The organism is Modestobacter lapidis (assembly GCF_054780755.1).
This window is the reverse complement of sequence record NZ_BAAGVS010000015.1, coordinates 71,208-85,352: the sequence shown is the minus strand read 5'-3', so window position 1 is coordinate 85,352 and position 14,145 is coordinate 71,208. Positions and strand designations below refer to the sequence as shown.

Annotated in this window: 10 protein-coding genes; 5 read left to right on the top strand and 5 right to left on the bottom strand. The window is 74.2% G+C overall.

Going from position 1 to position 14,145, the window contains the following annotated elements; all coding sequences use genetic code 11:
- The coding region (locus ACYVG5_RS15015; protein WP_460683301.1) for a hypothetical protein at positions 1–1,648 on the top strand (1,648 nt) is incomplete at its 5' end.
- A gap of 19 nt (positions 1,649–1,667) precedes the next feature.
- Here ACYVG5_RS15015 and ACYVG5_RS15010 read toward each other — a convergent pair.
- The 5 genes from ACYVG5_RS15010 to ACYVG5_RS14990 form a co-directional block, all read right to left on the bottom strand.
- On the bottom strand, positions 1,668–1,997 hold the full coding sequence (locus tag ACYVG5_RS15010; protein ID WP_222049971.1) for a nuclear transport factor 2 family protein: 330 nt from the start codon (positions 1,995–1,997) through the stop codon (positions 1,668–1,670).
- 52 nt (positions 1,998–2,049) lie between these two features.
- Entirely contained in the window at positions 2,050–2,883 is an 834-nt protein-coding gene (locus tag ACYVG5_RS15005; RefSeq protein ID WP_222050041.1) for a hypothetical protein, read from the bottom strand.
- Between the two features lie 111 nt (positions 2,884–2,994).
- Positions 2,995–7,215, bottom strand: a complete 4,221-nt coding sequence (locus ACYVG5_RS15000) for a hypothetical protein (RefSeq protein ID WP_222049972.1) — start codon at positions 7,213–7,215, stop codon at positions 2,995–2,997.
- A gap of 156 nt (positions 7,216–7,371) precedes the next feature.
- Entirely contained in the window at positions 7,372–7,704 is a 333-nt protein-coding gene (locus ACYVG5_RS14995; protein WP_222049973.1) for an EthD family reductase, read from the bottom strand.
- 101 nt (positions 7,705–7,805) lie between these two features.
- A complete protein-coding gene (locus ACYVG5_RS14990; RefSeq protein WP_460683300.1) occupies positions 7,806–9,020 on the bottom strand; it encodes a M20 metallopeptidase family protein in 1,215 nt (404 codons plus the stop codon).
- Between the two features lie 92 nt (positions 9,021–9,112).
- Between ACYVG5_RS14990 and ACYVG5_RS14985 the strand changes: the two genes are divergently transcribed.
- From ACYVG5_RS14985 to ACYVG5_RS14970, 4 genes are all read left to right on the top strand, one after another.
- The gene (locus ACYVG5_RS14985) at positions 9,113–10,270 is read left to right on the top strand and encodes an Lrp/AsnC family transcriptional regulator (protein ID WP_222049975.1); all 1,158 of its coding nucleotides are present in this window, start codon (positions 9,113–9,115) and stop codon (positions 10,268–10,270) included.
- A gap of 35 nt (positions 10,271–10,305) precedes the next feature.
- Positions 10,306–11,349 (top strand): ABC transporter ATP-binding protein, encoded by a 1,044-nt coding sequence (locus ACYVG5_RS14980; RefSeq protein WP_460683299.1) that lies wholly within the window; start codon positions 10,306–10,308, stop codon positions 11,347–11,349.
- Complete coding sequence (locus ACYVG5_RS14975) at positions 11,346–12,404, top strand: ABC transporter ATP-binding protein (RefSeq protein WP_222049977.1); 1,059 nt, start codon at positions 11,346–11,348, stop codon at positions 12,402–12,404. The genes ACYVG5_RS14980 and ACYVG5_RS14975 overlap by 4 nt, the downstream gene beginning before the upstream one ends.
- 95 nt (positions 12,405–12,499) lie before the next feature.
- Positions 12,500–14,098: an ABC transporter substrate-binding protein gene (locus ACYVG5_RS14970; RefSeq protein ID WP_222049978.1), complete on the top strand. Its 1,599-nt coding sequence runs from the start codon at positions 12,500–12,502 to the stop codon at positions 14,096–14,098.
- Positions 14,099–14,145 lie beyond the last annotated feature (47 nt).

Here is a 14,145-nt window from a genome sequence, read left to right as displayed (position 1 = left end):
GCCCGTCGCGCCGCCGCCGCGGCGGCTCCGGCCGGACCTGCGCCCGGTCGCCGTGCCGGCGGCCGGCCTGCTCGTGGTGGGCGCGGCCGTCCGGCTGGGGCTGCCCTGGTGGGCGCCCGCGGTGGCCGAGGTCCTGCTGCTGGCCGCGCTCTCGGCCGTCCTGGCGGCGAGCGCCTGGTCGGTCGTGGCGCACGCCGGTCGGCACCACTACGGGCTGGTGCCGGGGTCCGCGGCGCGGCAGGCCCGCGGGCCGTGGGGCCGGGTGGCCGGCGTGCCGGCACCCACGGTCGAGCGGCCGCTGGTGCCGTGGCTGTCCGGAACGCTGAGCGAACTGGCCGGCCTGCCGGCGACCACGGTGCTGCGTTTCGGCCACCTGTGGTGGGGCGTCGGCCGGTACGTGCCGGGACAGCCGCCCGGCGACGTGACGGACGTGGCCCGGGACCCCCGGCGGCGCCGGGTCGACCTCCAGCTGATGACGTCGGAGCTGGTGCAGCAGCGTGCGCACCGGTTCCCGCTGCTGCCCGCCGACCCCGCCGACCCCGGCGACGGCCCGTCCACCGGCCAGGAGCAGCTGTACCTGCGGCTGTCCGACCTGACCCGGCCCGGGCGGGAGGTGTTCCCCGCCGAGGTGGTGGCGGCGCTGGTCGGGGACCGCCGCACGATCGTCGGCCGGGACGTCGGCGCCCGGGGGGAGAGGGTCGAGCTCTGCCCGCTGCCACCACCGGACGAGCTCCCGGTCGTGTTCGCGACCCGGCTCAGCCTGTCCCTGCCCGGGCTGTTCGAGGCGGTCCGGCTGTACCGCCGGGTGCAGCCGGCCACGGCCCGGGACGAGTTCGGGCGGCCCCTGCTGCGCGACGGCGACCCGCTGGTGCACCCCGGGCCGGCGGCCGCGATGTGGGTGCAGGAGCTGTGGTTCACCGACGGCGGTGTGACGTCGAACTTCCCGATCCACTTCTTCGACTCGGTGCTGCCGCTGTGGCCCACCTTCGGCATCAACCTGCAGCCCCATCCGCCCGGCTCCGCGCACCAGGACGTCGAGCTGCCGCCGGACTGGCACGACCCGGGACGGGCGGGCGGCCCGCTCGGGCCGGGCCTCGTCGCGTTCCTCACCTCGATCGTCTCGACGGCCCGGGGCTGGCGGGACACCGCGCAGACCGCGATGCCCGGGTACCGCGGCCGGGTGGCCGCGGTACGGCAGCGTCCGGGCGAGGGCGGGGTCGACCTGTTCGTGCCGCCGGAGACGATCGCGGCCCTGGCGCTGCGCGGCGCGCTGGCCGGCGCCCGGCTGGCCCGCCGGTTCCGGGCCGACGAGTGGTGGCGCCGGCACCAGTGGCTCCGGCTCCGGACATCGCTGGAGGACCTCGAGCAGCTGCGGGGCACGGTGACCGCCGGAGCCCGGGAGCCGGCCTACCGGGCCCTGCTGGACGGCGACGGCGCGGCGGCGCTGCAGGCGCTGGCCGGAACCGACTTCCGGGGCGACGCGCGCACGCCGCCGGCCTGGTCCTGGTACGCCCCGCGCGACCCCGGCGGCTACTTCGCCGCCGCCGAGGACGTGCGGGAGGCGTTCACCGGCCTGGCCCCGGAGCCCGCCCTCGCCGACGGCGTGCCGCAGCCGGCGCCGGAGCTGCGGCAGGTGCCACCGGAGTGACCGGCCCGGCCGATCAGCCTCAGGCCCTGATCGTCATCCGCCGGATCAGCGGCCCGTCCAGCTCGACGGTGACCGTGGTCGGGCCGTTGTAGCGCTGCCCGCTGACGGTCAGCGCGACGGTGCACGTCGTTCCGTCGACGGTGACCTGCTGGACCAGGTAGTGGGCGCGGGCGCCGATGTTCTCCGCGTCGTTCCAGGCGGCGATCTTCGCCGTGCCGGTGAACGTGCGGCCCCAGTCGTCGACGACGCCGTCGGGGGTGAAGGCGGCCAGGAAGGCGGCGCGGTCGCTGTTGTTGGTGGCGTCGATCATCTGCCGGACGCCGTCGGGGAGCGGTGCCGAGGCGGTCATGGCGGTGATCTCAGCACCACGCCGGGCCCGGCGACAGGGTCCCGGCCCGGCGTCAGGCGTCGGCCCGGTGCGCCTGCCACTCGGCGGAGGCCCGCCCCAGCGCGACGGCGTGGGTGAACCGCAGGCTGCCCACCAGCCAGAGCAGCACGTCGTGCAGCCGCAGCCGGGTCAGCGGCGCGCGCCCGGCCGGGGTGCCGAGCAGCGCGGCGACCGTCGTCTCCAGGGGCGCGAAGCCCGCGGCGTTGGCGCGCAGCTCGCGGTGCACCACGGCCTCCACGCCGCTGTCGCCCTCGCGCAGGTGCGGCCACAGCTGGCGACGGGTGGTCGGGCTGACGTGCGGGAACAGCGCGGGGTGCCGGCGGTGCAGCGCCGCGGAGACGTGCTCGGGGCGCACCCCGTCGGTGTCGGCGCAGGACGTCCAGATCCGGCGCAGCGCGGCGCCGACCGTGCCGGGTTCGTCGAGCACGCAGAACTCGGCGTCCGGGAGCGTCCAGAACGCGCGCCCGGCGGCGCGGACCACCGCGGCGTCGGCGAGCGGGCGGACGTCGTCCAGGGCGCGGCGGACGGCGGACCACCCGGCCGGGTCGAGGCGGCCGTGCAGCCCCTCGGCGACGAGGACGTCGCCGTCCCCGGGGTCGCCGCTGGTGATCTGCTGGGCGTCGAACCGCTCGAAGCCGAACGCCAGCACCTGGTACCAGCGGCCCTCGGGGTGGTCGGGGGAGCGGAAGCGCAGCGGGCGCCGGCCACGGGCGTAGCCCAGCACCGCGGCCAGCGCGTCATTCCAGGGGAGGGCGTCGGGGCCGGCGCTGGGCAGGTCCAACGCCGGCCCGGCCGCCGTGCCGTCGGTCGCGCCCCGATCGAGCCGTGTCGCCGCCGCCTCGCCCATGACGTCCCCCATCGTGTGCCGGCCCCGTCGTCCGCAGCGGAGATGTTCCTCCGGTGCCCGCCCCGCCGTGCGGTGGAACGCCGCGGGCGGGACGGGCGGGGCGGGGCGGGCTCAGATCGCGACGGTGAGCGCCCCCCGCTGGAACGCCTGGGTGACCAGCTGCCCGGAGGTGGTGGCGCCTCCGGTCGGGTAACCCAGGCCCCACTCCCAGCCGCGCGCGGCCCACTGGTCGCGGAGGGCGCCGGAGACGGCGTGCGCGCCGGTCGCGGGGGACCAGTACACCGACCCGTACTGGAAGTGCTGGCCGCACCCGCCGTCGCGCAGGCCGCAGAAGGCGTCGGTGGTCGGGTAGCCCAGGCCCCACTCCCAGCCCTGCGCCGCCCACCGGGCCGCGATCGGGCCGGCGACCGTGCGGGCACCCGAGGCCGGTGACCAGTAGACCGATCCGCCGCGGAAGTGCTGGCCGCAGCCGCCGTCGCGCAGACCGCAGAAGGCGTCCGTGATCGGGTAGCCGAGCGCGCCGCCCTCCCAGCCCTGCGCCGCCCAGGCGTTGCGGAGGACGCCGGAGACGATCCGGGCCCCGCCGGCCGCACTGGTGTAGATCGAGCCACCGGCGAAGTGCTGGCCGCAGCCGCCGTCGCGCAGGCCGCAGAAGGCGTCCGTGGTCGGGTAGCCGAGCGCGCCGCCTTCCCAGCCCTGCGCGGCCCACCGGTCGCGGATCGTTCCGGTGACGGCACGGACGCCGGTGGCCGGGGAGGAGTAGATGCCGCCGCCGGCGAACGGCTGGAAGCAGCCGCCGGCCCGCAGGCCGCAGACCTCACTGCCGGTGGGGTAGCCCAGCGGGCTGCCCTCCCAGCCGCGGACGGCCCACGCGTTCCGCATCGCGCCGCGGACCACCTGGGCGCCGGTGGCCGGCGAGGAGTAGATCGAGCCACCGGCGAAGTGCTGGCCGCAGCCGCCGTCGCGCAGGCCGCAGAACGCCTCGCCGGCCGGATACCCCAGGCCCCACTCCCAGCCGGCCGCGCCCCAGCGGTCGCGGATCGTCGTCGGGATCGCGTACCCGACGCCGTAGCCGGCCGCGTAGACCGAGCCGCCCTGGAAGTGCTGGCCGCAGCCGCCATCGCGCAGGCCGCAGAAGGCGTCGGTCGTCGGGTAGCCGAGGAAGCCGCGCACGGCGTCGTTCTCCTGCCAGCTCCAGCTCAGCCGGTTGGCGACCTCGTGCACGCCGGTGGCCGGGGACCAGGCAACGGTCGAGCCACTGCCGAACCACTGCGTGCAGCCGCCGCCGGGCAGGTCGCAGTCGGGGTTGCTCATCGGGTAGCCCAGCGCGCCGTTCTCCCAGCCGCGGGCGGCCCAGAAGTCACGGATCGCGCCGTGCACGGCGCTGGCGCCGTACGGACCGTCGTAGACTGATCCGCCCTGGAAGTGCTGACCGCAGCCGCCGTCGCGCAGCCCGCAGAACGGCTGCCCGACGGGGTAGCCGAGCGGGCCGGCGGCATCGCCGGCGTCCTCCCACGCCCAGCGCGTCCCGGCGGCGAGCACGTGCGTGCCGGTCGCCGCGGACGTCACGACCAGCTGGTTGCCGGCGAAAGACTGGGTGCAGCCACCGCCCGGCAGGCCGCAGGTCGGGTCGCCCGCCGGGTAGCCCAGTGGCCCGTTCTCGAAGCCCGCGGCGGCCCAGTGCGCGCCGATGGCGTTGTCCAGCACCATCGCGGTGCCGGAGGAGGGGGTCCGGTAGAGCGCCCCGCGCTGGAACCGCTGGGTGCAGCCGCCGTCGCGCAGCCCGCAGACGACGTCGCCGGTCGGGTAACCCAGGGCGCCGGTCTCCGCGCCGTGGCCCTCCCACGAGAAGCGGAAGAACGTGTAGGCGCTCCCGGCCCGGTTGCTCACGGTGCGCACGCCGCCGGCCGCCGTCCAGTAGACGGGGTCACTCGCGGAGAAGGTCTGCCGGCAGGCGGTGCCGGCCGGGTCGCAGGCGACGTCGCTGGTGGGGTAGCCGAACGAGCTGCCCTCCGCTCCGGCGGCCAGCCAGGCGGTGGTGATCGGGCCCGGCGCCATGACGAACGCGCCGCTCCACTCGTACAGGGTGCCGCGCTGGAACGTCTGCTTGCAGCCGCCGTTGACCAGGCCGCAGACCGCATCCGCGGTCGGGTAGCCCAGGGTTCCGCCCTCGGCGCCGAGGGCGGTCCACCGGGTCGCGATCGGGTCGCCGGCGGCCACCATGTGCACGCCGGTCGCCGTCGTCGACCACAGGGTGCCGTGGGCGAAGGTCTGCTTGCAGCCGCCGCCGGCCAGGCCGCAGCTGGCATCGCCGGTCGGGGAGCCGAGCACGCCGGACTCCCCGCCCCGGTCGGCCCAGGCGGTGTCGAACGGCGCCGCGACGACGTAGGAGCCCGCGGTCGCGGTGTTGATGGACCCGCGCTCGAACGTCTGGGTGCACCGCTGCTGCCAGTCGCAGCTGGTGTCGGTGGTCGGGTAGCCCAGCGTGCCGGTGACGCCGCCGGTGGCGGTCCAGCGGGCGAGCACCGTCGGGTCGGAGATCAGGTGCGCGCCGGTGGCGGCGGACCAGTACATCGCGCCGCCGGCGAACGGCTGGGTGCAGCCGGCACCGGCGAGGCCGCAGGTCTCGGCGTCGGTGGCCAGGCCGAGCGGGCCGTTGATCGCGCCGGAGGCCTCGTAGGCCTGCTGGACGGCCGTCGCGGCCGGCGCCGCCGCGGTGGTCCGGGTGGCGATCCACAGGGTCGCCGCCGCGGCGGTGGTGTTCTGCACGGTGACGGTGAAGGCGCCGCCGCCGAAGCTGGTGCCCGTGCCGACGGGAAAGGCGTACTCGTAGTCGTAGGGCCAGTCCGGGTCCCGGGGCAGCGGAGTGGGATCGAGCAGGATCGAGGACGGCGAGGTGCCGGCCTTGCGCAACAGCACCCCGGACTGGGCGCCGTAGGGGGACTCGTTGTTCTCCGACCGGTCGGCCAGCCAGGAGTCGGCGCCGCCGGCGATGCGGTACTCCAGCCAGTAGACGGCGCCGGAGGCGTCGGTGAGCTTGATCCCGCGGATGCCGCTCGCCCCGGACACCGGGGCCAGCGTGTACGCGCCGCCGGTCGCCGACGAGGCGAGGGCCTGCTGCTGCGCGGGGGGCAGCAGGCCGATGCGCGCGGCCTGGACGACGTTGAGCGTGCCGTCGTGGTAGTTGCCCATGACGTCGTAGTCGTCGCCGTACTCGACGGTGGAGCAGGTGCCGGACTCGATGGCGTCGCCGCAATCGGTGCGCCCGGAATGCCAGAGGCCGAAGTTGTGCCCGAACTCGTGCTCGGTGGCCAGCGCGTGGATGCCCCGCACGTACGAGCGGCCACCCGACGCCGGGCCCGACCCGACGCTGCCCAGCCCCAGGCCGCCGCAGCCGGGGGTGTCCGCCGGCAGGTAGGTGAACAGGTGCTTGCCCGCGCCCGGCGTCCAGCCGATCCGCGAGGCGACCTCGGTCCACATGCTGGTCGCGTCGGCGCAGGTCGCGCTGGAGGTCATCCAGTCGTGGGTGGCGGTGACGGCGAGCCGGATGGTGCCGTTGCTCTGGGTCGACCACCAGGGGGCCACCGTGTCGGTGAACAGGTCCACGACGTCGGCCAGCGACGTGGCGTCCTGGGTGGCGCCGGCCGGGACGACCATCGCGATGGTCACCGCGTTGGTCGGGGTGGCGGCCGGGGTGGCGGGCGCCGCGGCCAGTACCTCGACCTGCTGGAGCTCGTGGACCGGCGGCGTCCCTGCCGGGAGCCCGGCCGGCTGCGCGACCGGCTCGCCGACGGTCGCCTGCACGGTCGCCTGCACCGCGATACCGGACAGCTCGGCGTCGGGTACGTGCACCGTCTCGCCGGCCGCGGTCTCGATCCAGGTCAGCAGGTGGGCGCCGTGGCGGTGGGCGGTGTCGAAGTCGTCGGCATAGGCCCGCTGCACGGTGCCGGTGACGGTGTCGCCCGCCTCGATCGGGTTCCCGGTCGGCTCGGGCGCCATGGCCGGATCACTGACGGCCGGGTCACTGACGGCCGGATCGGTGGTGGTCGGCGTCGGCTCGGTCGCGGGCGCCGGGTCGGTGGCCGGCGCCGGTTCGGGAGCGGGTGTGGTGGCCGGCTCACGGGGGGAGGGCTCGATCGGCGCGGCGTCGGGTGCGTCGCCGTTCGTCGCCGGCTCGGCGGTGGCGGTGGGGGCCGGCTCGGCGGTGGCGGTCGTCGGAGGCCCGACCGGGTCGGCCAGCGCCGTGGACGGGGCGCCGGCCAGGACGGCGACGGCGACGACGCAGGTCGCCAGGAGGCGCGACGCCAGTCGCGGCCGGGAGAACACGTGCACGGGGGGACCTCCGGATCGACGGACTTCTCCGTCTCCGTCGGCCCCCGGGCCTCCCGGCTGCAGCGTCAGGGCGCAGGGCCACCCGAAGGGGGGACGGGTCCTGCCCGCCCCGCGACCGGCGGACCGCGCTGGGCGCGTCGGTCCGCCGGTCGGTGGTCAGCCGGCCGCGCCACCACCGGGGCCGACGTCCTCGACGTCGAAGCTGGTCATCGTCGCTCCGCCGGTGGCGAAGGTGGCCACGTCGGCGCCCGCCGCGGCGCCGGCCGCGGAGCTCATGCCCGCGCCCATCGCCTCGGCGGACTCGAAGTCCAGTTCCGCGATCAGGTAGGCCGACGGCGTGCCGCCGCCCAGCGACCGGGCGTGCCCGATCGTGTACCGCTGCAGCCCGGGGATGGCCTGCGCCAACCCGATGTGGACGTCCCGGTAGTGCCGGTCGAACGCGGCCGGGTCGGTCGGCTGCCCGTACTCCACGACCAGTCTGTGCACCACTGCGTGCCTCCGTTCCGCCGCGGACTCCGCTGTCCGCGGCCGTCGACCGAGCCAACCAGCCCCCGGCCGGGTCCGCGCCCCCGCGGTCGGCCGGCCGGGGTTCAGCCCGCGGCGGCGTCCCGCGCCAGGGCCCGCGTGGCCAGCTCGGCGTGCAGCAGCACGCCGTCGGCCAGCACGTCGTCGCTGAACTGCGCCCGTGGGCTGTGGTTGTTGGGCGCGTCCGCGTAGTCCTCACCCGTCGCGGCGCCGAGGAACAGGTAGCAGCCCGGGACCTCCTCCAGCACCCGGGAGAAGTCCTCCGACCCCGACTGCGGGAACACCTTCGGTGCGTACCGCTCCGCGCCGAACACCTCCTCCGCCACCGCGGCGGCGAACGCCGCGTGCTCGGGGGTGTTGACGGTCACCGGGTACTCCTCGAGGTACAGCGCCTCGGCCGTCAGGCCGTAGCCGGCGGCGACCGACTCGCACAGCCGGACCGAGGCCTCCCGCATCCGGTCCCGGGCCTCGGCGGAGAACGTGCGGACGGTGGCCTGGAAGGTGGCCTCGTCCGGGATGATGTTGCGCTTGGTGCCGGCCTGGAACAGGCCCACGGTCAGGATCACCGGGTCGAAGACGTCGAAGGTGCGGGTCACCATCGTCTGCAGGTCGCCGACCAGCTGCGCGGCCACCGACACCGGGTCCTTCGCCAGGTGCGGCGCCGAGCCGTGGCCACCGGCACCGCGCACCGTCACCCGGAGCTCGTCGCTGGCGGCCATCAACGTGCCGGGCCGGGTGGTGAACTGCCCCCGCGGGTTCATCGACGACATGACGTGCATCCCGTAGGCCGACGACACCCGCTGGCCGGCCGCGTCCAGCACGCCCTCGGCGAGCATGTGGCCGGCGCCGTCCCAGCCCTCCTCGCCGGGCTGGAACATGAACACCACGTCCCCGGCGAGGCCGTCGCGGTGGGCGTGCAGCAGGCGCGCCGCTCCCACCAGCATCGCGGTGTGCAGGTCGTGCCCGCAGGCGTGCATCACGCCGTCGACCTCGCTGCTGAAGTCCAGCCCGGTCTCCTCCTGCACCGGCAGCGCGTCCATGTCCCCGCGCAGCAGCACGGCCGGACCCGGCCGCCCGCCGCGCAGCACCGCGGTCACCGACGTCGTCGAGGTGCCGGTCGACACCTCGAGCCCCAGGCCGTCCAGCGCCGCGAGCACCGTCTCCTGGGTGCGGGGCAGCTGCAGCCCCACCTCGGGACGACGGTGCAGCTGGTGCCGCAACTCCACCAGCTCACCCTGCAGCGCGCGTGCGTCCTCGCGCAGTGCCTCTGACCGGACCACGTGTCCTCCTCCTGCTCGACCGGCCCGGACGTTAGGAGGTGTCAACGTTCTTCGACAGGATTTGCAGGCATCCGTCATGGGAAGCTCCGTGGATGCCGCGATCGGTTGCCCTGGACGAGGATGACTTGGCGCTGGTCGAGGCCCTCCAGCGCGATCCCCGGGCGCCGTGGACCACGGTGGCCGACGTGGTGGGCACCAACGCCGTCACCGCCTCCCGGCGCTGGGAGCGGCTGCGGGCCACGGGGGCCGCCTGGGTCACCGGCACCCCCGGGCCGGGGTCGTACCACGCGCAGGTGCTCGCCTACGTCGAGGTCACCTGCCTGCCCAGTGAGAAGACCCGGGTCGCCCAGGAGCTGGCCGGCGACGCGCACGCGCTGTCGGTCGACATCACCGCCGGCGGCCGTGACCTGCTGCTGACCGTGGCCGCCGTCGACCTGCCCACCCTCGGTCAGTACCTGCTCGAGCGGCTGGACCGGGTGCCGGGCGTGACCGGGACGCGCGCCCGGATCGCCACCCGGCTCTACACCGAGGGCAGTCTCTGGCGGCTGGGCGTGCTGCCCGCGAGCGGGGGAACGGGAGGGCCGCTGCCGGTGACCCGCCCCGCCGTGCTGGACGAGGTGGACCGGGAGCTGATGTCGGCGCTGGGGGAGGACGGCCGGGCCTCCTACGCCGCGCTCGCCGCGGTGACCGGCATCAGCCAGCCCACCGCCCGCCGCCGGGTGGACCGGCTGATCAGCTCCGGGGCGGTGCTGCTGCGCACCGAGGTGGCCGCGCCGCTGGCCGGCCTGCCGGTGATGGTGGTGATCTCCGCCGACGCCCCGGCCGGCCGGCTGGACGACGTCGCGACGCGGTTGGGGCGGCTGCGTCAGGTCCGGCTGTCGGTGACGCTGGCCGGCACGCCCAGCCTGCTGATGGTCGCCTGGCTCCCGTCGCTGGAGGAGGTGCACCGCTTCGAGCAGGACCTGGTGCACCAGATCCCCGAGGTGGCCGTGGTCGACCGGCTGGTCGTGCTGCGCGCGGTGAAGCGGATGGGCCACCTGCTCGACCTCGAGGGGCGGTGCACGGCGACGGTCCGGATGGACGTCTGGCGCGACCCGGTGCCGTCCGGGGAGCCGCCGGCCGGCGCCCCGGTACGGGTCCAGATGCCCGTGGATGTGATCGGGCACACAGATGGTGAGCTAGGTTCGACTCAGCGTCAGGACTCACCGCCGTTATCCGGACGACACCCAGCGGGCGCCGATCTGTCCTAGTTTTCAGCAACGGATCGGTCAAGGAGTCGATGTTTGTGAGCAGTCCCGTTCTCTCCGTACGGGGGTTGACGACGGAATTCGTCACCCCGGCCGGAGTCGTGAAAGCCGTCAACGACGTCAGCTGGGATTTGCACCCCGGCGAGACGCTCGGCGTGGTCGGCGAGTCCGGGTCCGGGAAGAGCGTCACGGCCATGTCGATCCTCGGGCTCATCCAGAGCCCGCCGGGACGCATCGTGTCCGGCGAGATCCTCTTCGACGGCCGCGACCTGCTGACGATGTCGGCCAAGGAGCTGCGGCGGCTGCGCGGCAGCGAGATCGGCATGATCTTCCAGGACCCGATGACCAGCCTGAACCCGGTGCTGACGGTCGGGCAGCAGATCTCCGAGGCGCTCCGGCTGCACGACCGCAAGCTGAGCCGGGAGAAGGCGCGGGCCCGGGCCATCGAGCTCCTCACGATGGTCGGCGTCCCGAACCCGGAGGGGCGCTTCGACCAGTACCCGCACGAGCACTCCGGTGGCATGCGGCAGCGCGCGATGATCGCGATGGCCATCGCCAACGACCCGAAGGTGCTCATCGCCGACGAGCCGACCACCGCGCTGGACGTGACCATCCAGGCCCAGGTCCTCGACGTGCTGCGCACCGCGCAGGAACGGACCAACGCGGCCACCATCCTGATCACCCACGACCTGGGTCTGATCGCCGAGCACGCCGACCGGGTGGTCGTCATGTACGGCGGCAAGGTCGTGGAGGTCGCGGACGTCTTCTCGATCTTCGCCGCGCCGCGGCACCCCTACACGCTGGGCCTGATGAGCAGCCTGCCGCGGCTGGACCTCGACCTCCAGCGGCTCGACCCGATCCCCGGCTCGCCGCCGAACCTGATCGACCTGCCGACGGGCTGCTCGTTCCACCCCCGCTGCCGGGTCTCCAAGGGCCGGGAGCTCTGCCGGACCACCGTGCCACCGCTGTACGACGTCGGCGACGGCAAGCGCGCCGCCTGCCACTTCTCCGAGGAGGTCCCCGCCGAGATGGCCGTGGTGTCACGCGAGATGGGTGCTCGGCTCGGTGGGAGCGGCGCATGAGCTCCCTGGACGCATCCCCCACCGCCGCCCCGTCGCAGGACCTGCACCAGCGCGCCGCGCACGGCGAGGAGATCCTGCGGGTCGAGGACCTCAAGACGCACTTCCCCATCCGCGGTGGGGTCACCCGGCGCCAGGTCGGCACCGTCTACGCGGTCGACGGCGTGAGCTTCACGCTGACCGCCGGCGAGACCCTCGGTCTGGTGGGTGAGTCCGGCTGCGGCAAGACCACCACCGGCCGCACGCTGGTCAAGCTGCTGGAGCCCACCTCCGGCACGGTGGTCTTCAAGGGCCACGACATCACCGACTTCAACCGGAAACAGATGAAGGCGGTCCGCCGGGAGATGCAGTTCGTCTTCCAGGACCCCTACACCTCGCTGAACCCGCGGATGACGGTGCGCGGCATCGTCAGCGAGCCGTACCAGATCCACGGGCTGGTCTCCGGCAGCGAGCTGCGTGCCCGGGTCGACGACCTGCTGGAGTCCGTCGGGCTGAGCGTCGAGCAGGCCGACCGGTACCCGCACGAGTTCTCCGGCGGGCAGCGTCAGCGGATCGGCATCGCCCGCGCGCTGGCCCTGGATCCGCAGGTGCTGGTCCTCGACGAGCCGGTCTCGGCGCTGGACGTGTCGATCCAGGCGCAGGTGGTCAACCTGCTGCAGGAACTGCAGGCCCGCCTCGGCCTGGCGTTCGTGTTCATCGCCCACGACCTCTCGGTCGTGCGGCACATCTCCGCGCGGGTCGCGGTCATGTACCTGGGCAAGATCGTGGAGATCGGTGACCGGGCGGACATCTACGCCCGCCCCACGCACCCCTACACCCAGGCGCTGCTGTCGGCGGTCCCGATCCCCGACCCCACCAAGCGGGGCAGCCGGGAACGGATCATCCTGTCCGGCGACGTGCCGAGCCCGGCCAACCCGCCCTCGGGCTGCAACTTCCGCACCCGCTGCCCCAAGGCCCAGCAGATCTGCGCCGAGGAGGAGCCGGCCCTCGTCGACCGCTTCGGGCACGGCCATCCCAGCGCCTGCCACTTCGCCGAGGTCAAACCGGTGATCACCTGACCGGCCAGCCGTCCCCGTCCCCGTCGTCGCCGACGACGCCGTCCCACCGTCCCTGAACCGTCCAGTTCCATGTCACTCCGTCAGAGCGGGAGCCCATGAACACGACCACGACAGCACGCCGCCGCCCGTCCCGGACCAGGTCGCTCGCCGCCGCCGCGGCGCTCGCCCTGCTCCTGGGTGCCTGCAGCGTCAGCGACCCCGAGGCCCCCGCGGCAGAGGGTGGCGGCGACGGCGGGGGAACTTTCTCCATCGCCGTCGGCATCGACCCGGACACTTTCGACCCGGCCGGCCAGACCACGACCACCGTGCAGAACATGGTCGACTACGTGGTCGAGACCCTCGTCGTGTTCGACGAGGAGGGCGAGCTCGTCGGCAACCTCGCCGAGAGCTTCGAGACTTCCGAGGACGGGCTCACGGTCACCCTGGAGCTCAAGGAGGACGTGGTCTTCCACGACGGGGAGCCGTTCAACGCCGAGGCGGTCAAGTTCAACCTGGAACGGATCATCGACCCCGAGCTGACCGTTCCGCTGGGCTCGCCCTTCGAGGTCATCGAGTCGGTCACCGCCGTCGACGAGAACACCGTCGAGGTGGCGCTCAGCCGGCCCTCACCGGGCTTCGTCAGCGCGTTGTCGGTGACGACGGCGGGCATCATCTCGCCGGCGTCGGTCGACGCCGAGGGGAACACCAACCTCAACTACCAGCGGCCGGTCGGCACTGGGCCCTACACGTTCGGCGAGTACACCGCCGGTGAGAACTTCACCGTCAACAAGTTCGCCGACTACTGGGGCGAGGAGCCGTACTACGACACCGTCGTCTTCCGGGTCGTGCCCGAGGCGGCCACCCGGGAGAGCCTGCTGCTCTCCGACCAGGTCGACATGATCATCCTCCCGCCGGTGTCCGACATCGAGGCGCTGCAGGCCAACGAGGACGTCGAGGTGCTGCTGGCGGAGAGCGACCGGACGATCTTCATCGCGCTGGACACCAACGACCAGCTGCTGTCCAACCCCCAGGTCCGGCAGGCGCTGAACTACGCCGTCGACAAGCAGGCCATCGTCGAGAACGTGCTCTTCGGCGCGGCCGAGGTGCTGGACGCCCCGATGGCGCCCAGCCTGTTCGGCTACTGCGAGACCGGCGACTACAACTACGACCCCGAGCGGGCGCGGCAGATGCTGGAGGAGGCCGGCGCGGTCGGTGCCAGCCTGGACCTGCTCACCCCGAGCGGTCGCTACGTGCAGGACCAGCAGGCCGCCGAGGCCATCGCCGGCTACCTGCGCGAGGTGGGGCTGGACGTCGGCGTCACCACGAGCGACTTCCCGTCGTTCCTGGCCCGGGTGAACGCTCCGCCGTCGGCGGACACCGTGGACATGCACCTGCTGGGCTGGGCGCCGCCGTACCTGGACGCCGACTTCCAGATGCAGATGTTCCGGCAGGCGACCCACCCGCCGGCGGGCCTGGCGACGTCGTTCTACACCAACCCCGAGGTCGAGGAACTGCTCGCCCAGGCCGACGTCGAGACCGACCAGGACACCCGTGAGCAGCTCTACTGCGACGCCTCGCAGATCATCTGGGACGACGCGCCGTGGATCTTCCTGTGGACGCAGTCCTTCCCGATCGTCTGGTCCGACGACGTGACGGGCATCAGCTCCACGCCCACGGAGAAGTTCTCGGCCATCTACGCACGGCCGGCCAGCTGATCACCACCATCGAGCCGCCCCTGCCCCCGGGCAGGGGCGGCTCCCGG

Excerpts from the sequence above, each read along its gene's own strand:
- ACYVG5_RS15010 (WP_222049971.1), bottom strand. The coding sequence starts at position 1,997 with ATGACCGCCTCGGCACCGCTCCCCGACGGCGTCCGGCAGATGATCGAC.
- ACYVG5_RS15005 (WP_222050041.1), bottom strand. The coding sequence starts at position 2,883 with ATGGGCGAGGCGGCGGCGACACGGCTCGATCGGGGCGCGACCGACGGC.
- ACYVG5_RS14985 (WP_222049975.1), top strand. The coding sequence starts at position 9,113 with ATGCCGCGATCGGTTGCCCTGGACGAGGATGACTTGGCGCTGGTCGAG.
- ACYVG5_RS14975 (WP_222049977.1), top strand. The coding sequence starts at position 11,346 with ATGAGCTCCCTGGACGCATCCCCCACCGCCGCCCCGTCGCAGGACCTG.
- ACYVG5_RS14970 (WP_222049978.1), top strand. The coding sequence starts at position 12,500 with ATGAACACGACCACGACAGCACGCCGCCGCCCGTCCCGGACCAGGTCG.